Source organism: Luteibacter sp. UNCMF366Tsu5.1 (genome assembly GCF_900119235.1).
In the GTDB taxonomy this organism is placed as follows: domain Bacteria; phylum Pseudomonadota; class Gammaproteobacteria; order Xanthomonadales; family Rhodanobacteraceae; genus Luteibacter; species Luteibacter flocculans.
The window spans coordinates 83,854-107,724 of the sequence record NZ_FPIS01000001.1 but is presented as its reverse complement, the minus strand read 5'-3'; the positions used below and the strand labels follow the sequence as shown (position 1 = coordinate 107,724).

Sequence of the window (23,871 nt, the reverse complement as noted above, 5' to 3'; positions counted from 1 at the left end):
GCTCAGGCCTCGGGACGCATGGTCGGGAACAGCAGCACGTCGCGGATGGACGACGAACCGGTGAGCAGCATGACGAGGCGGTCGATACCGACGCCGAGGCCGCCGGTGGGCGGCAGGCCGACTTCGAGCGCGCGGATGTAATCGGCGTCGAAATGCATGGCCTCGTCGTCACCGGCGTCCTTCGCGTCCACCTGGGCCTGGAAACGCGCCGCCTGGTCTTCGGAATCGTTGAGTTCCGAGAAGCCGTTGGCAATCTCCTTGCCGTTGATGAACAGCTCGAAGCGATCGGTGATGCCCTTGTCGGTGTCGCTCTCGCGCGCCAACGGCGAGACCTCCACCGGGTGATCGGTGATGAAGGTGGGCTGGATCAGCGTGTGCTCCACCGTCGTCTCGAAGATTTCCAGCAGCAGCTTGCCCCAGCCGTATGTCGGCTTCACGTGGATACCGAGGCGCACCGCATGCGCCGCCATGGCCTCGCGATCGCGCAACTCGCCGGGCTTGATCTCCGGGTTGAGTTCCAGCACCGCGTCTTCCATGCGCCAGCGGCGGAACGCGGGACCGAGGTCCACGGTGGCGCCGTCCCATTCGATGGCGGTGTGACCCACCACCTCGACGGCGGCGGAGCGGATCATGCCCTCGGTCAGGTCCATCACCTCGTGGTACGTGGCATAGGCCTGGTACAGCTCGAGCATCGTGAACTCGGGGTTGTGCCGCGTGGACACGCCCTCGTTGCGGAAATTGCGGTTGATCTCGTACACGCGATCGAAACCGCCGACCACCAGGCGCTTGAGGTAAAGCTCCGGCGCCACGCGCAGGAACAAGGGGATATCGAGCGCGTTGTGATGGGTGGTGAACGGCCGTGCCGTGGCCCCGCCGGGGATCACGTGCATCATCGGCGTTTCCACTTCCATAAAGCGACGCGGCTCCGCTTCGAGCCAGCGGCGTACGTGGCTGATGATCTTCGAGCGAAGCGCAAAGGTGCGCCGGGATTCCTCGGTGACGATGAGGTCCACGTAGCGCTGGCGGTAGCGCTGCTCCACGTCGGCCAGGCCGTGGTGCTTGTCCGGCAGGCCGCGCAGCGACTTGGTCAGCAGGCGGATCGCATCGACCTTGATCGACAGCTCGCCCGTCTTGGTGCGCATCACGGTACCGGTGGCGCCGACGATATCGCCCAGGTCCCAGCGCTTGAACGCGTCATAGGCTTCCTCGCCCAGCGTGCCCTGATGGACGAAAAGCTGGATCCGGCCGGTGCCGTCCTGCATCTGCACGAAGCTGACCTTGCCCTGCCCGCGCATGAGGATGATGCGACCGGCCACCGCCACGCGACGCGGCGAAGCTTCGATCGCCTCGGCGGTCCAGGTGTCCTTGTCGGCGAACTCGGCTTGAAGGTCGCCGGCAAAGCTGTCTACCTTGAAGTCGTTCGGATAGGCAATGCCCTGCGCGCGCAGCGCTTTCAGTTTCTCGCGGCGCTCGGCGATGAGGCGGTTCTCGTCGGCAGCGATGGCGGAGGCTTCGGCGTTGGCGTTTTCGGTCATGGCTTGGTTGGCAACTTCTCGGGGTGGGAAGCGGGGCGCGGACGCGCCCCGCGCGGATCAGGCATCGACGCGCTTGGAACCGGCTTCGAGACCGGCCTTGAGGCTGGCTTCGACGAATTCGTCCAGGTCGCCGTCGAGCACCTTCTGCGTGTCGGAGCGTTCGATGCCGGTGCGGAGATCCTTGATGCGCGACTGGTCGAGCACGTAGTTGCGGATCTGGCTGCCCCAGCCGATGTCGGACTTGGTGGCTTCCAGCGCGTCCTTCTCGGCGTTGCGCTTCTGCACTTCCAGCTCGTACAACTTCGCCTTGAGCATCTTCATGGCGCGGTCGCGGTTGGCGTGCTGGCTGCGCTCGGTCTGGCAGGCTACGACGGTGTTCGTCGGGACGTGCGTGATGCGCACCGCCGATTCCGTCTTGTTCACGTGCTGACCGCCTGCGCCGGACGAACGGTAGACGTCGGTCCTCAGGTCGGCCGGATTGATGTCGATCTCGATGTCGTCGTCGACTTCCGGCGAAACGAACACGGAGGTGAAGCTGGTGTGGCGACGGTTGTCCGAGTCGAACGGGCTCTTGCGCACGAGGCGATGCACGCCGATCTCGGTCTTGAGCCAGCCATAGGCGTAGTCGCCTTCCACACGGAACGTGGCGGACTTGATGCCCGCGACTTCTCCGCCGGAGACTTCCATGAGCTCGGCCTTCCAGCCGCGCGACTCTGCCCAGCGCAGGTACATGCGCAGGAGCATTTCCGCCCAGTCCTGCGCCTCGGTGCCACCGGCGCCCGCCTGGATGTCGACGAACGCCGGGGCGGCGTCGAGCTTGCCGGAGAACATGCGCTGGAATTCGAGCTTGCTCACGCGCGCGTCGACCTTGTTCAGGTCATCGACGATGGACTGCACCGTGGCCTCGTCGCCATCGGCGGCGGCCATGTCGAGCAGTTCCTTCGCGTCGTCCAGCGAAGCGGTCATCTCATCGATGCCGGTGACGATGGTATCGAGCTGGGCGCGCTCGCGGCCCAGCTCCTGCGCGCGCTTCGGATCGTCCCAGACGTTGGGGCTCTCCAGCTCGCGATTGACTTCTTCTAGCCGTTCTTTCTTGACGGCGTAGTCAAAGATACCCCCTAAGCGACTCGACGCGGCCCTTGAGGTCCGCAATCTGCGCAAGGATCGGATTGATCTCGATCATGGTGTGGCTGGCCTGGTATGCGGGCGTGGGAGGGCCCGGCTAAAGCGGCCAATCCTAACAAATTCACGCCGTCGCCGCAGCGCAGCAGCCACCGCTCAGCCAGGCAGCGCCTCCCGATGCACGCCACGCACGGCCCGGCCCGACGGGTCGGCGGCGGCAGCGAAGGACGGGTCCCAGGCCAGGGCGGCCGGCGAAGAGCACGCAATCGACTTGCCGCCCGGCACCGTCGCCGCGCAGGCCTCGCCAGGAAAATGCGTTTCAAAGAGGCTGCGGTAGAAATAGGCCTCCTTGGTGGCCGGAGTGTTGAACGGGAAGCGCGCCGCAGCGGCGGCGAACTCGCGGTCCGTCACCATCGCCTCCGCATGCGCCTTCAAGCCGTCGATCCAGCCGTAACCGACGCCATCGCTGAATTGCTCCTTCTGCCGCCACAGAATCGACGGCGGCAAGGCGCCCTCGAAGGCTTCGCGGAGAATGCCCTTCTCGATCCCCTTCCGCGCCACCATCTTGGCCTCGGCATCGAAGGCCATCGCCGTCTGCAGGAACTCGGTGTCGAGGAACGGCACTCGCGCTTCCACGCCCCAGGCAGACATCGATTTGTTCGCACGCAGGCAGTCGTAATAATGCAACGCGTCCAGCTTGCGCACGGTTTCCTCATGGAACGCGCGCGCCGAGGGCGCCTTGTGGAAGTACAGATAGCCGCCGAACACTTCGTCCGAGCCTTCGCCGGAGAGCACCATCTTCACGCCCATGGCCTTGATCCGCCGCGCCAGCAGGAACATCGGCGTCGAGGCGCGAATCGTGGTGACATCGTAGGTCTCGATATGGCGGATGACCTCGGGCAGCGCGTCCAACCCTTCTTCGAACGTGTAGCGGAATCCGTGATGCACCGTACCCAGGGCCTCCGCCGCGACCTCGGCTGCCGCCAGGTCGGGCGATCCTTCGAGACCGATCGCAAAGGAATGCAGGCGCGGCCACCACGCTTCGCCGCGGTCGTCTTCCTCGATACGACGGCGGGCGAAGCCTGCGGCAACGGCGGCAACAAGCGAGGAATCGAGACCGCCGGAGAGAAGCACGCCGTAGGGCACGTCGGTCATCATCTGCCGATGCACGGCCGCTTCGAACGCCGCACGCAAGGCCGCCGGCTCGATCATCTTGCCGCGGGTCGCGTCGTAGTCGCGCCAGGCGGGCGTCCAATACGGCTGCGCCGCGCCCCGCTCGCTGTCGTAGACGTGCCCAGGCGGGAACGGCGCTACGTCGGCGCACACACCCACCAGCGATTTCATCTCCGAGGCCACGCACAGGCGCCCTTCCTTGTCGTGTCCCCAATAGAGCGGACAGACGCCCATCGGATCGCGCGCGATCAACACCCGCCGCCGCCCGGCGTCCCACAAGGCAAAGGCGAAGATGCCGTTGAGCTTGTCCAGAAAATCGCCGCCGTGCTCGCGATACAACGCGTTGATCACTTCGCAATCCGAGCCGGTGGTGAAGGCGTAGTCGCTGGCCGCGCGCAGTTCGCGATGGTTGTAGATCTCGCCGTTCACGGCCAACGCGAGATCACCCTCCGGGGAACGCAGCGGCTGTGCGCCACTGGCCGGATCGACGATCGCCAGCCGCTCGTGCACGAGGATGGCGCCATCGTCCACGTACACGCCGCTCCAATCCGGCCCGCGATGACGCTGCCGCTGCGAAAGCGCCATCGCCTGCGCCCGCAACGCGACCAGATCGTCGCCAGCCGCGAGCCCGAACATCCCGAAGATTGAACACATGGTCTTGCTCTCCTGCTTAGACATTGCACAAAGAAAAAGGCCCGCCTGGTGAGGGCGGGCCTTTCGTGTATTCCGGTGGTTTCACTTGCAACCGCCTACACGCCGACCCTCCCGAGGTTCCGGGCATTATTGGTATTGGCGTTATTGGCGGCGATGCGAAGCATGGGCCGACTAGAACACGATCCGGGGAGCGAGGCAAGTGTCGATTTCGGCGCGGGGTGAGCAAAGGTGGAAATGACGATCTGCGGTCGCTCCGGTCGCGAACGCCACCCTCCGAAGCTGCTCAGGTCAACCAAGCGATCACGCCCCCGCACGCGGATCTGGCACGCACGCGCTAACACGGCCTGCCGCCTCGTCCACGAGGCGCAGCATGTCGGCATCGCTTACGGAGAATGGAGAACTCATGCCGACGGGAGAAATCACTGCAATGTCGAACGTCGGCGCAACGCCACAAGTGCGAGAAAGCACCACAACGATACCGTGGTCGGCCGCATGAGCGAACTCGCGGAGGCCGGCAGCTACACGGTGGACATCGTCCTCAGTTGCCTGATGAAAATCGTCCAGACCTAGACCTTCGAAGGCATTCAACATGCCCGGCATTAACGACGGCATGTTTCGTCGCTCGACGATATTCCAGTCCTTGTCGTAGCGCAGCACAAAGGTGAAGCGATTGGCTTCGCGTTGACCGTCGAACTTCACGACCCATGACCATGCCGCCGGGTGCGCGACAGCCAACGAGAGAACCCGTTCGGCCATGGCGATCCATAGGGCATCCGTGTCGGCCGGGTCTACCACGGGGTGCTCCAGTCCGTGATGGCGCGTGTCCCAGGCTCGCTTGTAGGAGCCGCCACGGCGGCGAGGAATAGTTCGCGATGAGGCCAGGTTTTCTCGCCGCCATGGCGGCTCCTGCAAGCGAAGCACAGTTTGGCATCGAGCCATTGCCCACCCTTCCTCGCCATGTCCTCCGAGGCCAGGACGACACGATGAAACCAGAGCATGTTCCGTACCACAAGGTATATCCCGGGCGCAGCACCCAGGAAGAAGACCCATTCACTCGCTTGCATGCGTCGCCCCTCGTGGCGTCCCCTCCAAGCATTATTCACTGAAGACAACGGGCAAAAGAAAGGTTCTTCACGGAATTCCGGGGTAGGTGCCGGTTTTTTTCTCGCTGTTTCTGTTGATGGCTCGCATCGGCGCCTGTGCCGCTTCGGGAAGCCACCCCCCGTCCCCCTCGCCGCCGACACGCGACCTCAGTCATCGCAGGAGTCTTCGGTGTCTCCCCTCGAGGCGAGTTCCGCACAAGAGAGCGGCCGAAGGCCATTAGGTACATGGGCCGCGCCAGCGGCCGTCCTTTTCGAACGCGGAGGACCTGTCTGAAGCAGCAAGGGGGGACACCGAAGGCTCTAGCCTCGCCGCACGAGCTAGCGGTAGCTCCAGCCGCTGGACCATGCCGTCACGCCGCGGCGAACGAGCCGACGTATCCAGACAACGCCGCGGAATTCCGCGAAGAATCAAAACAGGGCCTCGTTGCAACACCCCACCGTCCATGGCGTTACCATCAGCACATGCACGCTTTGATCGCCTTCGCCCTGCTCTCCTCCGCTCAACCCGCCCCGGCCTGGCTTGCCGGCGATTGGGAGCCCTATAGCAACGCTTTCATGGGGCTGCGCATGCTCAGCGTCGGCAAGGAGACGCTGAGTTGGAAAGGTTGCACGGATGCGCACTTCGAGGTGGTCGATGCAGGCGCGAACACGGTCACACTGCGGCTTGCCAAGGGCAGCACCTGTTCGCTCGACGACGCCCCTGCCACGCGCATGGACACCGTCCGCTTTTCATTGCGCGAGAACGGATGCGATCTCGGTGTTTCGATCTATGCCTCGCCTGAGGCCGCCACGCGTCAGGAACCCGCGGCCGAAGGTCTCTACGGCAAATCGAAGTGTCCGTCGGGGCCGGTCGGTCAGGCAGCGGCCAATCTCTCCACGACGCCGCGGTAGGCTTTCGCAACGGCGTCTTCCGCCGCGTGCGTGAAGTCGCGGACGCGCCATTGACCGCCGACCATCACGTCGCGCACGAGCGGCGTGTTCCCCGCGAAAAGAAAACTGTCGATCACTTCCGCTTCGCCACGCGCTGCGAGCAGCGCCGAGGTGTCATCGAGTACGAGCAGGTCCGCGCGGGCGCCCTTTGCCAGTCGGCCCACGTCCGCGCCCGCAGCCTTTGCGCCACCATTCAACGCACGCTGCCACAGTGCCGTGCCCACGCTTTCCTCGGCCGATCGCGCGGCGACGTTGCGATGCCGCGTCACGAGGCGTTGGCCGTATTCCAGCCAGCGCAGTTCCTCCACCGGCGACACGGAGATATGCGAGTCCGAGCCGATGCCGAACGCGCCGCCTGCATCGATGAACGCCGCGAGCGGAAACAGGCCGTCGCCCAGGTTGGCTTCCGTGGTGGGGCACAGTCCCGCCACGGCGCCACTGATGGCGATGCGATGCGTCTCCTGAGCCGTGAGGTGGGTCGCGTGGATCAGGGTCCAGCGCGGATCGACATCGGCGTGATCCAGCAGCCACTCCACCGGACGCGCGCCGCGCACCGCGAGGCAATCCTGCACCTCGCCGAGCTGTTCTGCGATATGGATGTGGATGGGTAGCGCACGCGCGATGCCGGTCGCCAGCAGCGAGCGCATGGCGTCTTCGGGCACCGCGCGCAACGAATGCAGCGCGATGCCGAGAGTGAACATGTCGTCCTGCAACGGTGCCAGTCGTTCGAGCAGACTGACGAAGCTGCCGACGTCATGGCGAAAGCGTTGCTGACGTTCGGTGAGAGGCCGCCCGTCGAAGCCGCCGGTCATGTACAGCACCGGCAACAGCGTGAGGCCGATGCCCGCTTCCTTCGCCGCCTCGATGAGCGCCAGCGACATCGCCGCGGGATCGGCATAAGGCACGCCGCGCGGGCCGTGGTGCAGATAGTGGAACTCGCAGACCTGCGTGTAACCGGCTTTCAGCATCTCCACGTAGAGCTGCGTGGCGATGGCCTTCATATCGTCCGGATCGATCGCCTCGGCAAACGCATACATGGTTTCGCGCCAGGTCCAGAAGCTGTCCTCGCCCGGACCGCGCCGCTCGGCCAGGCCGGCCATGGCCCGCTGGAAAGCATGCGAATGCAGGTTGGGCATGCCCGGTAGCACGAAGCGCCCGACCCGTTCTGCCGCGCCCGTCCCCGCGCCAAAGCGTCGGCCCGAGATGCCCAGGGCCTCGCCCGCACCCCACGCTCCCGCCTGCCATAGGTAGTCGGCGCTGACGGAAAGGGAAGACATGGCGGCGTCCTGTGAGTGGGGTACGCCATGGTAACCGGGCCCGCCTTTCGCGACGACGTGAGGCCGACGCGCTCGGCGCGCATAATAGACCGATGACCGAGACCCACGCCGCCCATCCCCCGAAGCTGCTGCTTCGCCTGGCGCGTCCCAGCGACGTCCCCGAGCTGGTAGCCCTTACCGCCCGTGTCTACACGCCCGAGTGGGGACATTCCGCGGAAATGCTGCAAGGCCAGCAGACCCACTTTCCCGAAGGCCAGTTCGTGGTCGAGTACGAAGGCCGAATCGTGGGATTTTGCGCCACGTTCCGCATCAACGAGGCCGTCGCGCTCGCCCCTCATACCTGGATGCAGATCACCGGCGGTGGTTTCGCGTCACGGCACGATCCCAACGGCGACTGGCTCTACGGCATGGAAGTGGTGGTGCATCCCGATTACCGCGGCATGCGAATCGGCCAGCGCCTCTACATGGCGCGCAAGCGGCTCTGCACGGACTTGAAGCTGCGCGGCATCGTGTTCGGCGGGCGCATGCCGGGGCTCGCGCGGGCCATCGGCCGGTACGGCAGCGCGGAGGCCTACGTCCAGGCGGTGGTCGATGGCAGTCGGCGCGATCCCACATTGAGCTTCCAGTTGCGCAATGGGTTCGAGGTGATCGGGCTGCTGCGCGAGTACGTGCCGTCGGATCACGAATCGCTTGGCTACGCTGCGCTGCTGGTATGGCGCAATCCGCAGCGCCACGACCAGCCCGACGTGCCGCGGGTATCGCAGAGCCATCGCCTGCCGGACTCCGTGCGCGTGGCATCGGTGCAGTACCAGCAGCGGCGGATCGGCTCCTTCGCCGAGTTCGCCACGCAGGTCGAATACTTCGTGGACATCGCCGCGGACTACGACGCCGACTTCGTCGCATTCCCTGAGCTGCTGACGCTGCAATTGCTCTCCATCGAAAATGCGGAGCTGTCACCGGTGGATTCGATCCGCCGTCTCTCCGAGTACACCGACGAGGTCAAGGCGCTGTTCCAGCGTCTGGCCGTGCACTACAACATCAATATCATTGGCGGCTCGCATCCCACGCGGCAGCCCAACGGCGATATTCACAACGTCTGCTACGTCTGCCTCCGCGACGGCTCCATCCATGAGCGCGAGAAACTGCATCCGACGCCCAGCGAGCGCAACGTCTGGAACATCACCGGTGGCGATTCCGCCGCGACGATCCAGACCGACTGCGGCCCGATCGGCGTGATGATCTGCTACGACTCGGAATTCCCGGAAGTCGCCCGCCATCTCACCGACCAGGGCGCGTTGATTCTTTTCGTACCGTTCTGCACCGACGTGCGCGAAGGATATCTGCGTGTTCGCTACTGCTCGCAAGCGCGCGCCATCGAGAACCAGTGCTACGTCGTGCTTTCCGGCAACGTGGGCAATCTTCCGGGCGTGAACAACTTCGACATCCAGTACGGCCAAAGCTGCATCTTGACTCCCAGTGACTTCCCTTTCGCCCGCGACGGCATCGCGGCAGACTCCACTCCCAACATCGAGACGGTGCTGTTCGCCGACCTCCGCTTGGAGAACCTCGCTCGTGCGCGTAACTCCGGCGCCGTGCAGAACCTCAAGGACCGTCGTTTCGATCTCTATCAGGTGCGCTGGGCGCGCAGCACGGAGGGCAAATGAGCGGCGCGCCGGACGCGGAAGCCGCGTCGACGCAGACATCGCGACTGGAACGCCTGCGCCGCCACGAATGGCTCTCGCCTACGCAGTGGCGGCGACGCATTCTGTTCTGGACGGGCGCTATCCTCGTCGGTCTTTCCGCGGTGTTCTTTGCGAAGGCGGCGGATTTCGCCTTCGAGCTGTTCCACCGCGTGGCGGTACATGGATGGTGGGTACCGCTGATCGTCACGCCCACGATATTCGCCCTGCTCTGCTGGCTGACCCAGGGAGCGATGAAGGCTACGCGGGGCTCAGGCATCCCACAGGCCATCGCAGCGCTGAAAGTGGAGGACGAGGCGTTCCGCAACCGGCTGCTTTCGCTGAAGATCGCCGTGGGCAAGATGGCGCTCACCCTCGCCGCGCTGCTCGGTGGCGCATCGGTCGGTCGCGAAGGTCCTACGGTCCACGTCGGCGCCGGGTTGCTCTATTCACTCGGACGTCGCTTCGGTTTTGACGACCCCACGGCCGCGGGCCGATTCATCCTCGCCGGATCCGCCGCCGGCCTCGCCGCCGCATTCAATACGCCACTGGCCGGCGTGGTGTTCGCCATCGAGGAAATGTCCGGCACGTTCGAGCACCGCATGAGCGGCACGCTGCTCACCGCCGTGATCGTGGCCGGCGTGGTGTCGCTCGGCATCGTCGGCAACTACGCTTATTTCGGTGACGTCAGCGCCACGCTGCCGCTGGGCAAGGCGTGGATCGCGGTGCTGCTGACCGGCATCGTAGGCGGCCTCGCAGGTGGATTGTTCGCGCGGTTGATCCTGCCGTCGGCGAAGGGCTTTCGCGGCTTCGTCGGCCGGCTACGCGCCCGCGGCCCCGTCACGTTCGCGGCGATCTGCGGCCTCGCCCTCGTCCTGCTCAGCCTGCTGAGCGCCAATGGTCTCTACGGCACGGGCTACGCGCAGGCGCGCGACATCCTCCAGGGCCACGGCGACACCGGGCCCCTGTTCGGCGTGCTGAAGTTTCTCGGCAACATCGCGTCGTCGTGGGCAGGCATTCCTGGCGGCATCTTCTCCCCTGCGCTCGCGGTAGGTGCCGGTCTCGGCGACAACATCGCGCATCTGCTGCCCGGCGCGGACGTGTCGGCAGTGGTGCTGCTGGGCATGGCGTCCTATCTTGCGGGCGTGACCCAGGCGCCGCTCACCGCTGCGGTCATTTCGCTCGAACTCACCGCGAATCACCAGATGGCTCTGCCGATCATGGCCGCCTGCCTGCTCGCGCGCGCCGTCTCGGCACTGGTCTGCAGGGTGCCGGTATACAAGGCGCTGGCCGACCACCTCGTCGCCCAATACGACGAAGAACGTGCGCGCCGCGAGGCGCATGCCGGAGCACCGCAGGCATGATCGACGACCCGCGCTGGGACCATCTCATCCTCGACGTCGGACTCGCCACACTGCTCGACAACGGTGCGCCTTATGGCGCCATCGAACAAGGCGCCATCGGTTGGCGCGATGGCCGGATCGCGTTTGCCGGCGCGCAGTCCGCACTGCCCGGAGAGCCGCACGCATTGGCGCGGCATGTGATGTCGCTGCCCGGCACCTGGGTCACGCCAGGCTTCGTCGATTGCCATACGCATCTCGTCTTCGGTGGCGACCGGGCCCGCGAGTTCGAGCAACGCCTGGAGGGCGCCAGCTACGAGGAGATCGCCCGTGCCGGTGGTGGCATCGTGTCCAGCGTACGTGCCACACGAGCCGCCGGCGAAGACGACCTGCTGCATCAGTCCTTGCCGCGGGCCCGAGCCTTGCTCGCAGATGGCGTGACCACGCTGGAGATCAAGTCGGGTTACGGGCTCGAGCCGGATGCCGAGCGACGCATGCTGCGCGTGGCGCGGCGCATCGGCGAAGCGCTCGGGATCGACGTACGCACAACCTTCCTCGGCCTGCACGCCCTTCCCCCCGAATACACCGGCCGACGCGACGACTACGTGGCGCTGGTCTGCGACACGATGCTGCCCTCGCTCGCCGACGAAGGGCTCGTCGATGCGGTGGATGCGTTCTGCGAAGGTATCGGCTTCACCCCCGCCGAGACGCAGCGCCTGTTCGACAAGGCCACGACGCTCGGCCTGCCGGTGAAACTGCATGCAGAGCAATTGTCGGATCTCGGCGGCGCCGCGCTGGTCGCGCGTTACGGCGGTCTGTCCGCGGATCATCTGGAATGGACCAGCGGCGAGGGCGTCCGGGCCATGGCAAAGGCAGGCACGGTGGCCGTACTTCTGCCCGGCGCCTACTACGCGCTGCGCGACACGCGCCCGCCGCCGATCGCCGCGTTCCGCGAGCACGGTGTGGCGATGGCGGTCGCCACCGATCTGAATCCCGGCACCTCCCCCCTGCTGTCGTTGCGCATGGCCATGGGCATGGCGTGCACCCTTTTCCGTCTCACCCCGGAGGAAGCCCTGCGCGGAGCCACGGTGCATGCGGCGCGCGCCCTTGGTCTCGACGACCGCGGCGTACTCGCCGTGGGGCGGCGCGCCGATCTCGCGATGTGGAACGTGGGTCATCCGTCCGAGCTGTGCTACTGGATCGGCGGACACCTGCTACGTGAGAGCTGGGTCGCGGGCGAACGCGTCATCGTCGACCACGGCTGAGCCGCCACTTCGTCCGTTTTTTCCGAAAACTTCCATCGATCTATCCGCCGACGCGACTTACCATCGTCGGCACTTTCGCCTGTGCGGCGTCAGTGAACACGGAGCGTCTAGTCAGGCTTCGCCCGACACGCAAGGGATAATCGTTGAAGGTTTCTTCGTTGCTCCCCCGATGGGGGGAGGCCACCGTCGCACGCCTAGCCGCCTGGTTGGCGCTTGCCTGCGCACTCGCTGCTGCGCGGGGCGTGACGAACAGGACGAACGCGAACGTCGGGCGCGCCAGATGCGCGATGTCGCGCGCATGCTCGATGCCATGGAGGCCAGCCAGTCGAGCGACGCATCGGCGCAGGCGCCACATGTCGCATCCGCTTATCCCAACGCGCGCAGTAGCGCAGCGTCCTTGCCAGATGCCCGCTCCCAACGGCGATCGACAGGGTCGTCGTACGCACGCTGGGGCGCCGTTGCCGCGGGCTTATTGTCGGCACTTGCCCTGTTCACGACGGTGCTGTGGCGGCGGCGCAGGAAGAAGCCGTCCACGTCCGCTGAACCGCCGTCGATCGTCGCATGCTTCGCCCCGCGTGAAGCGCCGCCTTCCATCGAGCGCAATGCCTCGCCCACCTGGGTCTACCGCACGTCGCCGTTCGAGGCGCCACCCTGGCAGATCGTGAACGATCCCGTCGATCTGTCGTTGCCCCCAGCACGAAAGAACACCGCGGCAGCAGCAGTACCCGACGAAACGCATGCCGCGCCATCGCCTTCTTCGCTCGACCGTCTTCGCGCGTTACCCCGTCGCGACGCCGAGCCCTTGTTCGACGACATGGAGCGCGAGACACGAGGCGCGCTAGGCATGCAAAACGGTGGCGAACGCGCGCGCAGCCTTGCACAACTCATTCGGATACGACTGGCGCGAATCGAACGATTGTCCGGCGCCACCCGGCTGTTCGCCATACGCGATCTCGCGACGGAGCACGATGACGACCCGAATCGCGACGCCCCCTCGGTCATCGATAGCCTGATCGACGTGCAACTGGCATGGGCGTCGTGGGTTCGCGGCACCGTAGCCTCGGCACGACTGGATGAAGCCGATCGACTGTGCGACCAACTCATGATCGGCAACGACAATGCGATCGCTCGCGGTCTTCATCGTCGCGGCGAGGTATGGCTGCGCCGCGCGACGTTGCGCAGGTCCTCCGAATCCCTCCCCGAGTTGCAGGAGGCGCAGCGCTGCCTCGACGAGGCGCATACGCGTCGACCGGAACCGGAGACCGCCTTGCTCGTTGCGCAGACGGCGCAGCGACGTGCCGGCCTGTTACCGCCGTACGAAGCGGCCGAGGCTTGCTCGCATGCGCTGGTGCATGCCTTTCTCGCCGAACAACACGCCGAGTGCCGGGTCGAAGCACTCGCGTGTCGGTTGCAGACGCAGATGACGTACGAAGCATTACCTCAGCACGCAGCCAACCACGACATCAGCGCTTCGCTCGGTCGCAGCCTCGCCGCGGCCGGCCTGCTTTCGCCGGGAGCCCGCCTGGCCGTCGCCCGTGCACGTCTGCTCACGCGCGACGCCGAAGGTGCGGCGGCGGCATGCGAAGCCCTCTGGCGCGACGGTGAAGCCGATCGCCTTGCCCTCGATCTGTGGCGCGAGGCCTGCGCGTGTTGGGCCACGCTCGACGCTCACGATGCACAGGCCTTATCCGCATCGCTGCGCCACCTCGCCGTCGCCCGCTCCACTCTTTGATCCCCACCCGAGCATCCCCACGCATGAACGCCTCATCCAACGCTTCCGTCGCTCCTTTCTGGCCCACCCGTTACGGCATCGCCGCCGCCGTCGCTACCGAAGACGCTGTCGCACGATCCCTGCAGCTTTATGGCGAATGGGCGGAACACGAAACGATCCTGCTCAGCGGTCTGCTGGAGGAAGGGCAGACGGTCCTGGAATTCGGCAGCGACTTCGCGGCGCATGCGCTCTGGATGGCCCAGGCCGTAGGCAGGCATGGCGAGGTGCACGTCGCGGAGCCACGGCGCATTCGCTTTCAGCAAGCCTGCGCCAACGTGGCGATCAACCGGCTCGACAACGTCTTCACCCATCCGGTGTGGCTGGGCCGTGGCAAAGGCGCTTCGTCGCTCGGCACGCTGCTTCCGGGTAGCCGCGGTCAAGACGAGAAGGTCCGTATCGCCACGGTCGACAGCCTGCGCCTGCCCGCCTTGCATCTGCTCAAGGTGAACCAGCCGCATGCGCTGGTGGACGTGCTCGCGGGCGCGGGCGATACGCTCCGCGCGCACCGACCGCTCATCTATGCGCGCCTCTCCGGCATGGAGGATGCCCAGGCAGAAGTGGACGCCATCAAGGCCCTCGGCTATCGCGCGTGGTCGCACGTGCCGTATCTCTTCAACAGCGACAACCACGCAGGCGTGGATGCGAACATCTTTCCCGGCATGGTCCAGCAGAACGTGATCGCAGCGCCCGCAGACAGCCGTTTCGAGTTCGCCGAACGCCTGGAACTCTGAATGGCGAATCGTGTGGGAGCCGCCATGGCGGCGAAGGGGATGCCGGTGGGAGGGGGCTTGCGGGTGTGAGAGGGGGCTTGCCGGTATGGGCGGGGGCTTGCCGGTGGGAGCCAGCCTGCTGGTGATGGGAGTTGCCTCACGGCTACACCGCTTCGTTGGCTTCTCGCCGCTATAGCGGCTCCCACAAGATCGCTTCGTTGGCTTTTCGCCACCAGGGTGGCTCCTACCTTTGCTCCGTAGGCATCTCCACACGCGGCCAAAAAAAACGCCCCTCCAAAGAGGGGCGCTTTTCAGGCCGCCGCGGCTTGCTCGACGCAAGCCATCGAGGCGGCGCGTTGTCTCACGTGTCCGAAGACTCAGGCCTTCTTGCGCGGCGCAGCCTTCTTGGCAGCCGGCTTGGCGGCGGCCGGCTTCGCAACGGCAGCGCCGGTCACGACGTCGATATGCGGACGGGCATTGCCATAGCTGGAACGGTAGATCTTGCCGCGACGGGTGCGGCGGTCGCCCTTGCCCATGGGAAACTCCTTGATTCGTAATGATTGAAGGGAACGGCCGGCCATCGTAGCAGCGGTGGCGCAAAGCGCAAGGGTGGCCGGTCAGTGAACGTGGGAACCGCCCTTGCCACATCGTCCGGTTTCATCCGGGCACGGGCCAGGATCGAATTGCACGGTGGCATGGTTCACACCCCAGCGTTCGCTGAGCATCCGCTTGATCGCGTCGAGCACGCGCGCCTGATCGGCGCGTTCGGCGCCGGCAGCCAACTCGGCATGCAGGGTCGCCATGCGCGAGCCCGCCGTGACCTGCCAGATGTGGACATGGTGGATGCTGACGATGCCCTCGTCCGCCCCGTGCAGTTCGCGTTCCACGTCGGCAAGGTGAACACCTTCCGGGGTGCCCTCCAGAAGAATGTGCCCCGAGCGACGCACCAGCGACCACGCACTGCGCAGAATGAGCAGCGACACGAGGATGGATAGCACCGGATCGGCCCAGTTCCACTCCAGCCAGCGCACGGCCAACGCCGCCAGCACGGCCGCGACGGAACCCAGCAGGTCGCCGAGCACGTGCAGGCTCGCACCCGCCACGTTGACGTCGTCCGGGTCGTGCCCGTGCAGCGTGCGCAGCACGACGACGTTGATGACCAGACCGAACACCGCCACGACCAGCATGACGCCCGAAAGGATGGGCTTCGGTTCGAGCAGGCGCTGCACCGCCTCGTAGACGATGAAGGCAACCAGGACGAACTGGGTCAACGCATTCACGAAGCCCGCAAGCACTTCGATGCGCCCGTAACCATAGGTGCGCCGTGCGTCTGCGGGACGCGCCGCGACGGATGCGCCGATGAACGCCAGCAGCAGGGCCAGCGCGTCCACCAGCATATGGCCCGCGTCGGCCAGCAGCGCAAGCGAGCCGGAAACCAGGCCGCCCGCTGCCTCCGCGACCATCATCAGTGTGGTGAGGACGAACGCAAACAACAGTTTGCGCGCACTGCCTCCGGCTACGTGGGCGTGGTCGTGCGCGTGGTCGTGCGAATGGGTGTGTCCGTGGGAAGAGGTGTGATCGTGTGCCATGTCGCGCAGGCTAGGGAAGGATGCGGCGGTTACACAATCACGGGTGTGCGCAGGACGGGCCATGGATATGCCCCGCATGCCCGCTGCGATCGACCCGCAGGTTGACGAAATGCGCGGACGCAACGAACAAGCCACCGCAAGTCACAAGGATGCTGTGGGTGAGCAGCGAGCCGTTGTGCAGGAAGGTCACGCCCAGCACCAGCAGCACGAGCCCTGGCAGAGCCAATACCAGCGGCAACCGCCGACGATGGCGGCGAAAGCCCGACACCAGGGCTGCCGTGGCAAGCATGCAGGCGAAGGCCACGAAGACTTCTTCGAACCGATGGTCGGCGAGGAAACCTAGTCCGATCACCGGCAACAGCGCGATCACGAACGGCAAGGCAGCACAGTGGATGGCGCAAAGAAACGACGCAGTGGCCCCCAGCCTGTCGGCGGCGTGCCACCAGCGGCGAGGCGTCTCGGAATCGGCGGACGAATCGGTCATGTAGGCCATAGCGTGACTATTTACACGGGTCGAGGCAACTGATGATACTTTATAACATTGCGAAACCCAAGACGGAGCGTTACCCGATGCGTAGATCCCTCATCGCCCTGGCCCTCGCCGCGACGGTCGGCGGCTCCTTGCCGGCCCTGGCCGACGACGCCGACCAGGACACGACGCCCCCTACCGTGGGGACCAAGGACAGCGAGGGCAAGGGACGCAAGCAGGCCGCCAAGCTCGATGCCATCGTCGTGAACGCGGTGCCGCTGGGCCAGAGCGCCGACCAGATCGTGGCGCCGGTCGCTGTGTTGGCCGGCTCCGCGCTCGACGATGCCAAGGGTGTGTCGCTGGGTGAGACGGTCTCATCGATCCCGGGCGTACAGAGCACGGCACTGGGCACGGCCGTAGGTCGCCCGGTGATCCGTGGTCTCGACGGCCCACGCGTGGCAGTCCTCGAAAACGGCTTGTCGTCGCAGGACGTGTCGAACGTGAGCCAGGACCACGCGGTCACGCTCGAACCGTTCCTGGCCGACCAGATCGAGGTACTGAAGGGCCCGGCCACCCTGCTCTACGGCTCGGGCGCCATCGGCGGTGTCGTGAACGTGGTGGACGGCCGCGTGCCGGAGAAGGCACCGGACAACGGTTTCGCAGGGCGTGCCGAGTTGCGCCACGACTCGGTCTCCGACGGCCAGACCGGGCTGCTCCGCCTCGACGCCGGCAACGACCGCTTCGCCATCCACGTCGACGGCATGCACCGCGACAACGAGGATTACGACATCCCCGGCGGCACCCTCGCGAACAGCGCGGTCAAGACGACCTCCGGCTCGGTCGGCGCATCGTTGCTGGGCTCGTGGGGTTACCTGGGTCTCTCGGTGTCGCGTTTCATGGATCTCTACGGCAGCCCCGCGGAGCCCGGCGACGCGGCCGAGGGCGAAGACCCGGTCCATATCAAGATGGCGCAGACCAACTACACCCTGAAGGGCGGGCTGGTGAAGCCATTCGAAGGCATCGAGAAGATCGAGTTCAGCCTTGGTCATGGCAACTATCAGCACGTGGAATACGAAGGCGACGTGCCCGGCACCACTTTCTCCACTCGGAGCAACCAGGGTCGCCTCGTCGTCAGTCACGAACCGCTCGCAGGATGGGAAGGCGCGTTCGGCGTGCAAACCCAGCACCGCCAGTTTGCTGCGGTCGGCGAGGAAACCTTCGTGCCCGCCACAGTCACTCGCGGCGTCGGTGTGTTCCTCACGGAGCAGCGCGAATTCGGCCCGGTGAAGCTGGAACTCGGTGCGCGCCACGACGTGCAGAGCGTCGACCCGGACAACGGTCCGAAGCGCGACTTCAACCCGAACAGTTTTTCCTCCGGCATCGCGTGGCGCTTCGCGGAGCAGTGGCATGTTTCGTTGAATCTCGATCACGCCGAGCGCGCGCCCTCCGAAGAAGAACTCTTCGCCAACGGCCCGCATGAGGCCTCCAACACGTTCGAGATCGGCAGCGACCTGCAAAAGGAAAAGTCGAATCAGGCGGAATTGGGCCTGCATTTCCACGGTGACATGGTCGAGGGCAAGGTCGCGGTCTACTACAACAAGTACAAGAACTTCATCTACCTCGCCGACACGGGCGAGGTCGAAGACGATCTTCCCGTGCGCGTCTGGTCGCAGAACGACGCAACGTTCCGCGGTGCGGAAGCGGAAGCCACCTTCCACCTCGCCAAGGGCACGTCAGGAAACTGGGATCTGCGCGTCTTCGGTGACACCGTACGCGCCACCTTGTCGGACGGCGGCGGCAACGTGCCGCGCATTCCGGCCGGCCGTCTCGGCGCCACGCTCAGTTGGACGGCGGACAACCTGCGCGCCAACGTCGGCGCGGTGCGCTACATGAAACAGGACAAGATCGCCGCCTTCGAAACCGACACCGCAGGCTACACCCTGGTCAATGCGCATCTCGCCTGGACCTTCGTCAACGACGAACGCAGCCAATGGGAAGCCTTCGTAGACGGCAACAACCTCACCAACCAGACAGCACGACCCGCCACATCGCTGTTCAAGGACGTCGCGCCGATGCCCGGTCGCAACATTTCCGTAGGCGTGCGCGCTTACTTCTGAGTTCCCGGCCGCCTTGCCCCTCCTCCCTCCCCGGGGTGGCTGGAACGGAATGGGGCGCCCCTTAGGGCGCCCCATTTTTTCAGGCAAGCATGTGTGTCAGACGCTCAACGGCAGTTCTTGCAGATGCCGTGCACTTCCAGGGTCTGCGCCTGCGGGCGAAAACCGAACGCCTTGGCCTGTGCCTCAATCAGCTCCGCCACGCGTTCGTCGCAGACTTCCTGCGCGCACTGGCATTTGTCGCAGATGAGGAACGGCACCTGATGCGCTTCCGCCGGATGGTGACAGGACACGTACGCGTTGATGGATTCCAGCTTGTGGATGAAGCCGTTTTCCAGCAGGAAATCGAGCGCGCGATATACCGTGGGCGGTGCGGCGTTGCCGTGCTTCTCGCGCAGGCGATCCAGCAGGTCGTACGCTTTCACCGGCTTGCCGGCGCCAGCCACGAGTTCCAGCACTTCGCGACGCAGCGGCGTGAGACGCAAACCACGCTCGTGGGACGCATGCTCCACTGCCGCGACGAAGCCGCGGGCGTCGTCGTGGTGCTCGTGCGCATGTCGGTGGGTGGAGTGACTGGTCACAGCGGATGTCCTGGGGGCGCGTCATCCTAACATGAGGCCCGCTCAGCGTTTTTTCGAGTCCGGCAGGGGCGGAAGCGCGGTACCGGGCGATCTTGCGCGTGACGGCAGGGGCGGCGGCTCGCGCCGGGGCAGGAAGGGCACGATCCAGCCCAGGGGCCCCAACACCAGTGAGGCGATGACACCCGCTTTCAGGCGACCGCGCCACCAGCCCAGCAAGGCGCCCACGAGGATGAAGACGATCTGCCACACGATGAGCGAACCCCACGGCACCAGCGCCATGAGGTTCGTGAACATGTGAAGAAAGGCGCCGGGCTCCTCGGGGTCGACGCCTTGCATGGCCTTGGCAAGCAGTTCGTCCACGGACGTCTACTGTCAGGCCGCGCCGACCGCGACAGCGGTCGACATCACGATACCGATACGGCGATCAGCCACCGGCACGGGCCAACGCATCGTCGATGCGCGCCAGCGCACCCTCACGACCCGCCAAGTAAATGGTGTGCTCGATGGACGGCGAGACCTGCGTGCCGGTCATTGCCACGCGCAGCGGCGCGGCGACCTTGCCCATGCCAAGTTCGAGCGACGCGGCAACACGTTCCACCGCGCCATGCACCGCCTCGGGCGTCCATTCCGGCAGCGCGGCCAGTTCCGCCTTCGCCGCATTGAGTGCCTTCGGCGCGGTCTCGTTGCGCAGGTGCTTTTCGATGGCCTTGTCGTCCCACGACACGATCGGGCCGTACCAGATCATGGCGCGCTCGGCCATTTCCTTGAACGTCTGCACGCGATCGCGCAGTGCGACGACTACGTCGGCAGGTGCCGGACCCTTGGCGGGATCGACGCCCATGCGCTGCAGATGCCACGCGAGTTCCTCACCCAATGCGGCGGGGTCGTCGGTCTTCAGGTAATGCTGGTTGAGCCAGGACAGCTTGTTCACATCGAAACGCGAGGCCGCCTTGTTGACGTCCGCCACGTCGAACAGGTTCGTCATCTCCTCGACCGAGAAGATCTCCTGGTCGCCGTGGGACCAGCCCAGGCGTACCAGGTAATTGAGCAGCGCGTGCGGCAGGAAACCGTCGTCGCGATACTGCATGACACTGACCGCGCCGTGCCGCTTCGACAGCTTCTGGCCATCCGGGCCCAGGATCATCGGCAGGTGCGCGAACTCGGGCACCGCGGCGCCCAGCGCCTTGTAGATGTTGATCTGGCGGGGCGTGTTGTTCACATGGTCGTCGCCGCGGATGACCTCGGTGATACCCATGTCGATATCGTCGACCACCACGGCGAAGTTGTAGGTCGGGAAACCATCGGAGCGGAAGATGACGAGGTCGTCGAGTTCCTCGTTCGACCACTCGATGCGTCCCTTGACCTTGTCCTCGAAGACCACGCTGCCGGTCGTCGGGTTCTTGAAGCGGATCACGCGGTTCGGATCGTCGCGGTACGGCTCGTTGCGGTCGCGGTAATAGCCGTTGTAACGCGGCTTGACCCCAGCGGCCATGGCCGCGTTGCGCATGGCCTCGATCTCTTCCTTGGTCTCGTAGGCGTAGTAGGCCTTGCCTTCGCGCAGCAACTGGTCGGCCACTTCGCGGTAACGATCCATGCGCAGCGTCTGGTAGTACGGACCCTCGTCATGCACCAACCCGAGCCATGCCATGCCATCAAGGATGGCCTGCACGGCTTCCTGGGTGGAACGCTCCCGATCGGTGTCCTCGATGCGCAGCACGAATTCGCCGCCGCGGCGGCGCGCTTCCAGCCAGCAGTACAACGCGGTGCGCGCGCCGCCGATGTGGAGGTAGCCGGTGGGGCTGGGGGCGAAACGGGTACGGACGGTCATCGTGGGGGTCATCGCTGGGACAAGCGGCCGATTTTAACCGATCCGGCTCGCACCGGCTCCGTCATCCCCCTGTCATGCGCCGATCACGGCGGCGACATGCCCACCATCGACGATGAGCCAACCCGGCCATAGGGGCATCACCATGCGAGTGGGCATCGTTACCGAGACCTACGCACCCGACGTCAACGGCGTCGCGCTCACCGTCCAGTCCCTTGCGCGCGGCATGCTCCGCCGCGGCCACTCCGTCGATCTCATCCGGCCGATCCACCCCGATACGCCGCACGCGGCCGATGCAGGCATGGACGTGCTCGCCGTCGAAGGCGCGGCGGTGCCGCGCTACAGCGGCCTGCGTTTCGGCATGCCGTCGCGCTTCCGCATTGAGCGCCGCTGGCGCTCTGACCGGCCGGATGCCATCTATGTCGCCACCGAGGGCCCGCTCGGCTGGAGCGCCGTCAGCGCCGCTCGCCGCCTTGGCATCCCGGTCGCCACCGGCTTCCACACTCGTTTCGATTTCTACGTGGGCCATTACGGCTTCGGCGCCTTGACCCCGCTGGTGCGCCACTACCTCACGCGTTTCCATCGCCGTGCGCAGACCACCCTGGTCCCGACCGGACAGCTCGCAGGCGAACTCAACGAACTGGGTGTGCACGACGTGCGCGTGCTGCGCCGCGCGGTGGACACGATGCGCTTCCACCCGCAGCGTCGGGACGAAAGTCTGCGCGCGTCGTGGGGTGTGTCGGCCGATACACCGGTGGTGCTGAGCGTGGGACGCGTGGCGCCCGAGAAAAACCTGCACGTGGTGATCGACGCCTACCGCGCCCTCGCCCGCCGCGTGCCCGAGGCACGTTGCGTGATCGTGGGCGACGGCCCGGGTCGCGCAGCACTGGAAGCCGCGCATCCCGACGTCATCTTCGCCGGCACCCGCCGCGGCGACGAACTGGCCGCCTACTACGCCAGCGCGGATATGTTCATCTTCCCCAGCCTGACCGAAACCTTCGGCAACGTTGTGCTCGAAGCCATGGCCTCGGGGCTTCCGGTCGTGGCCTATGCGGAAGCGGCCGCTCGCGAGTTCATTCACAACGGACAGAACGGCATCCGTGTCGCGCCGGGTAACGAAGGCGGGCTGGTCGAACGGGCCGCGGCCTTGGGCGCCGACGCGATCGTCCGCGCCACCATGGGCGCTGCGGCCCGCGCTTCGGTCGCCGGTCTTTCGCCGGACTCCGTCATCGCCGCCTTCGAATCGATCATGCAATCGCTCAGCGAGGAGCACGTCCATGAGCGCAGCACCGCCGTCGCCGCGTAGAGCGAACCTCGACCGACGCATGTGCGTCGCCGCCAACCGGTGGGGCGCGCGTCGCGCCATCGGCGTTTTCTTCGGCATCATCAGCCGCCTTGGCGACGGGGTGTTCTGGTACGCGTTGATGAGCGTCATCGCGCTGGTCGGTGGCTGGCACGGCGTGGCTGTCGCCGTGCAGATGGCGATCACCGGGCTCACCGCCCTTACGATGTACCGCGTGCTCAAGCGCTGGACGCGACGCCCTCGCCCGTTCCGCACGTGCCCAGGTGTGATTGCCCACGTGCCGCCGCTCGACGAATTCAGCTTTCCGTCCGGACACACGCTTCAGGCCGTGTCGTTCACGGTCGTGGCCGTGGCGCACTACCCGGTGCTGGCACCGTTTCTCGTGGGTTTTGCCGCCCTGGTCGGCGCATCGCGCGTGGTGCTGGGGCTGCATTATCCAAGTGACGTGCTTGCCGCCACTGCGATTGGCGGCGGCCTGGGTGCGCTCTCGCTCTGGGCGGAGCGCATCCTGCTCTGATCCGACGGTGCCGGCGACGCCGGCACCGTTGCAGGGCTTACGCCGCGGCGCGCGGCGCCTTCTGCAGAATGCCGAGCACGGAGCCCAGCTTCTCGCGCATCTCGCGACGATCGACGATCACGTCCACCGCGCCGTGGTCCACGAGGAACTCCGAACGCTGGAAGCCTTCCGGCAGCGTTTCGCGCACGGTCTGTTCGATGACGCGCGGGCCAGCGAAGCCAATCAGCGCCTTCGGTTCGGCCACGTTGAGATCGCCCAGCATGCCCAGGCTCGCCGACACGCCACCGGTCGTGGGATGGGTGAGCACGGAGATGTACGGCACGCCGGCATCGCGCATGCGCGCCAGTGCGGCCGAGGTCTTCGCCATCTGCATCAGCGAGAACAGGCCTTCCTGCATGCGTGCGCCGCCGGTAGCGGAGAAGCACACCAGCGCGCTCTTCTCGGCCAGGGCTTTTTCGGCGGCACGGGCGAACTTCTCGCCAACCACCGAACCCATCGAGCCGCCCATGAAAGAGAACTCGAAGGCGACCGAAACCAACGGGCGATCGAGCAGGCGACCGGACATCGCGATCAGCGCGTCCTTCTCGCCGGTATTCTTCTGCGCAGCGGCGACGCGGTCCTTGTACTTCTTCTGATCCTTGAACTTCAGCGCATCGACCGCTTCCATCTTCGGCCACAGCTCGGTAGTGCTCCCTTCGTCGAAGAAAGCCGCCAAGCGCGCACGAGCCGAAATGGCGTGGTGATGGCCGCACTTGGGGCAGACCATCAGCGACTTCTCAAGCTCCGGCTTATAGAGAACGGTGCCGCAACCGGCACACTTCTCCCACACGCCCTCGGGCACCTTGCCCTTGCCGCCGGCCGCGGCAGGAGCGCGGGTCTTCGGCGTCATGATTTTCTGCAGCCAGTTCATCGTG

At 65.8% G+C, this 23,871-nt stretch carries 21 protein-coding genes; 9 read left to right on the top strand and 12 right to left on the bottom strand.

What is annotated here, in order from left to right:
* Positions 1-2: 2 nt before the first annotated feature.
* From lysS to BT115_RS00445, 4 genes are all read right to left on the bottom strand, one after another.
* Complete coding sequence (gene lysS, locus BT115_RS00460; protein WP_072320608.1) at positions 3-1,535, bottom strand: lysine--tRNA ligase; 1,533 nt, start codon at positions 1,533-1,535, stop codon at positions 3-5.
* Between the two features lie 57 nt (positions 1,536-1,592).
* Positions 1,593-2,718 (bottom strand): peptide chain release factor 2 gene (gene prfB, locus BT115_RS00455; protein ID WP_143144421.1). Its coding sequence is split into 2 segments (ribosomal slippage): positions 1,593-2,642 and positions 2,644-2,718, totalling 1,125 coding nucleotides; the frame shifts between segments, so codons are not numbered across the junction.
* Between the two features lie 95 nt (positions 2,719-2,813).
* Positions 2,814-4,484 (bottom strand): asparagine synthase B, encoded by a 1,671-nt coding sequence (gene asnB, locus BT115_RS00450; protein WP_072320607.1) that lies wholly within the window; start codon positions 4,482-4,484, stop codon positions 2,814-2,816.
* Between the two features lie 300 nt (positions 4,485-4,784).
* The gene (locus BT115_RS00445; protein WP_143144420.1) at positions 4,785-5,240 is read right to left on the bottom strand and encodes a hypothetical protein; all 456 of its coding nucleotides are present in this window, start codon (positions 5,238-5,240) and stop codon (positions 4,785-4,787) included.
* 809 nt (positions 5,241-6,049) lie between these two features.
* On the opposite strand from BT115_RS00445, the gene BT115_RS00435 reads away from it, so the two are divergent.
* Positions 6,050-6,478, top strand: coding sequence for a hypothetical protein (locus BT115_RS00435; RefSeq protein WP_072320604.1), 429 nt, complete (start codon positions 6,050-6,052; stop codon positions 6,476-6,478).
* Here the strand turns inward: BT115_RS00435 and BT115_RS00430 are convergent.
* A complete protein-coding gene (locus BT115_RS00430) occupies positions 6,442-7,794 on the bottom strand; it encodes a formimidoylglutamate deiminase (protein WP_072320603.1) in 1,353 nt (450 codons plus the stop codon). The genes BT115_RS00435 and BT115_RS00430 overlap by 37 nt on opposite strands.
* A gap of 92 nt (positions 7,795-7,886) precedes the next feature.
* On the opposite strand from BT115_RS00430, the gene BT115_RS00425 reads away from it, so the two are divergent.
* The 5 genes from BT115_RS00425 (at position 7,887) to BT115_RS00405 (ending at position 14,580) form a co-directional block, all read left to right on the top strand.
* Positions 7,887-9,458 carry a GNAT family N-acetyltransferase gene (locus tag BT115_RS00425; protein ID WP_072320602.1) on the top strand — a complete coding sequence of 524 codons (1,572 nt, stop codon included), beginning with the start codon at positions 7,887-7,889 and terminating at the stop codon, positions 9,456-9,458.
* A complete protein-coding gene (locus BT115_RS00420) occupies positions 9,455-10,837 on the top strand; it encodes a chloride channel protein (RefSeq protein WP_083527208.1) in 1,383 nt (460 codons plus the stop codon). The genes BT115_RS00425 and BT115_RS00420 overlap by 4 nt, the downstream gene beginning before the upstream one ends.
* Positions 10,834-12,078, top strand: a complete 1,245-nt coding sequence (gene hutI, locus BT115_RS00415; RefSeq protein WP_072320601.1) for an imidazolonepropionase — start codon at positions 10,834-10,836, stop codon at positions 12,076-12,078. Before BT115_RS00420 ends, hutI begins: the two co-directional genes overlap by 4 nt.
* Positions 12,079-12,358: 280 nt before the next feature.
* A complete protein-coding gene (locus BT115_RS00410; protein WP_072320600.1) occupies positions 12,359-13,810 on the top strand; it encodes a hypothetical protein in 1,452 nt (483 codons plus the stop codon).
* A gap of 23 nt (positions 13,811-13,833) precedes the next feature.
* Positions 13,834-14,580, top strand: coding sequence for a hypothetical protein (locus tag BT115_RS00405; RefSeq protein ID WP_072320599.1), 747 nt, complete (start codon positions 13,834-13,836; stop codon positions 14,578-14,580).
* 356 nt (positions 14,581-14,936) lie between these two features.
* Here the strand turns inward: BT115_RS00405 and BT115_RS00400 are convergent, their stop codons facing one another.
* From BT115_RS00400 to BT115_RS00390, 3 genes are all read right to left on the bottom strand, one after another.
* A complete protein-coding gene (locus BT115_RS00400) occupies positions 14,937-15,095 on the bottom strand; it encodes a 30S ribosomal protein THX (RefSeq protein ID WP_072320598.1) in 159 nt (52 codons plus the stop codon).
* Between the two features lie 81 nt (positions 15,096-15,176).
* Positions 15,177-16,148: a cation diffusion facilitator family transporter gene (locus tag BT115_RS00395; protein ID WP_072320597.1), complete on the bottom strand. Its 972-nt coding sequence runs from the start codon at positions 16,146-16,148 to the stop codon at positions 15,177-15,179.
* Positions 16,149-16,185: 37 nt separating this feature from the next.
* Complete coding sequence (locus BT115_RS00390; protein ID WP_072322156.1) at positions 16,186-16,632, bottom strand: MerC domain-containing protein; 447 nt, start codon at positions 16,630-16,632, stop codon at positions 16,186-16,188.
* An 86-nt stretch (positions 16,633-16,718) separates the two neighbouring features.
* On the opposite strand from BT115_RS00390, the gene BT115_RS00385 reads away from it, so the two are divergent.
* Positions 16,719-18,734, top strand: coding sequence for a TonB-dependent receptor domain-containing protein (locus tag BT115_RS00385; protein WP_083527207.1), 2,016 nt, complete (start codon positions 16,719-16,721; stop codon positions 18,732-18,734).
* A gap of 104 nt (positions 18,735-18,838) precedes the next feature.
* On the opposite strand, the gene BT115_RS00380 is transcribed toward BT115_RS00385, so the two are convergent.
* The 3 genes from BT115_RS00380 to gltX form a co-directional block, all read right to left on the bottom strand.
* Positions 18,839-19,312, bottom strand: a complete 474-nt coding sequence (locus tag BT115_RS00380) for a transcriptional repressor (RefSeq protein WP_072320595.1) — start codon at positions 19,310-19,312, stop codon at positions 18,839-18,841.
* Positions 19,313-19,354: 42 nt separating this feature from the next.
* Complete coding sequence (locus BT115_RS00375; RefSeq protein WP_072320594.1) at positions 19,355-19,672, bottom strand: hypothetical protein; 318 nt, start codon at positions 19,670-19,672, stop codon at positions 19,355-19,357.
* A gap of 64 nt (positions 19,673-19,736) precedes the next feature.
* On the bottom strand, positions 19,737-21,140 hold the full coding sequence (gene gltX / locus BT115_RS00370; protein ID WP_072322155.1) for a glutamate--tRNA ligase: 1,404 nt from the start codon (positions 21,138-21,140) through the stop codon (positions 19,737-19,739).
* Positions 21,141-21,282: 142 nt separating this feature from the next.
* On the opposite strand from gltX, the gene BT115_RS00365 reads away from it, so the two are divergent.
* Together BT115_RS00365 and BT115_RS00360 are read left to right on the top strand one after the other, a co-directional pair.
* Positions 21,283-22,443 carry a glycosyltransferase family 4 protein gene (locus tag BT115_RS00365; RefSeq protein ID WP_072320593.1) on the top strand — a complete coding sequence of 387 codons (1,161 nt, stop codon included), beginning with the start codon at positions 21,283-21,285 and terminating at the stop codon, positions 22,441-22,443.
* Positions 22,415-22,957 (top strand): phosphatase PAP2 family protein, encoded by a 543-nt coding sequence (locus BT115_RS00360; RefSeq protein ID WP_072320592.1) that lies wholly within the window; start codon positions 22,415-22,417, stop codon positions 22,955-22,957. The genes BT115_RS00365 and BT115_RS00360 overlap by 29 nt, the downstream gene beginning before the upstream one ends.
* A gap of 37 nt (positions 22,958-22,994) precedes the next feature.
* On the opposite strand, the gene accD is transcribed toward BT115_RS00360, so the two are convergent.
* Positions 22,995-23,867, bottom strand: coding sequence for an acetyl-CoA carboxylase, carboxyltransferase subunit beta (gene accD, locus BT115_RS00355; RefSeq protein ID WP_072320591.1), 873 nt, complete (start codon positions 23,865-23,867; stop codon positions 22,995-22,997).
* Between the last annotated feature and the right edge of the window lie 4 nt (positions 23,868-23,871).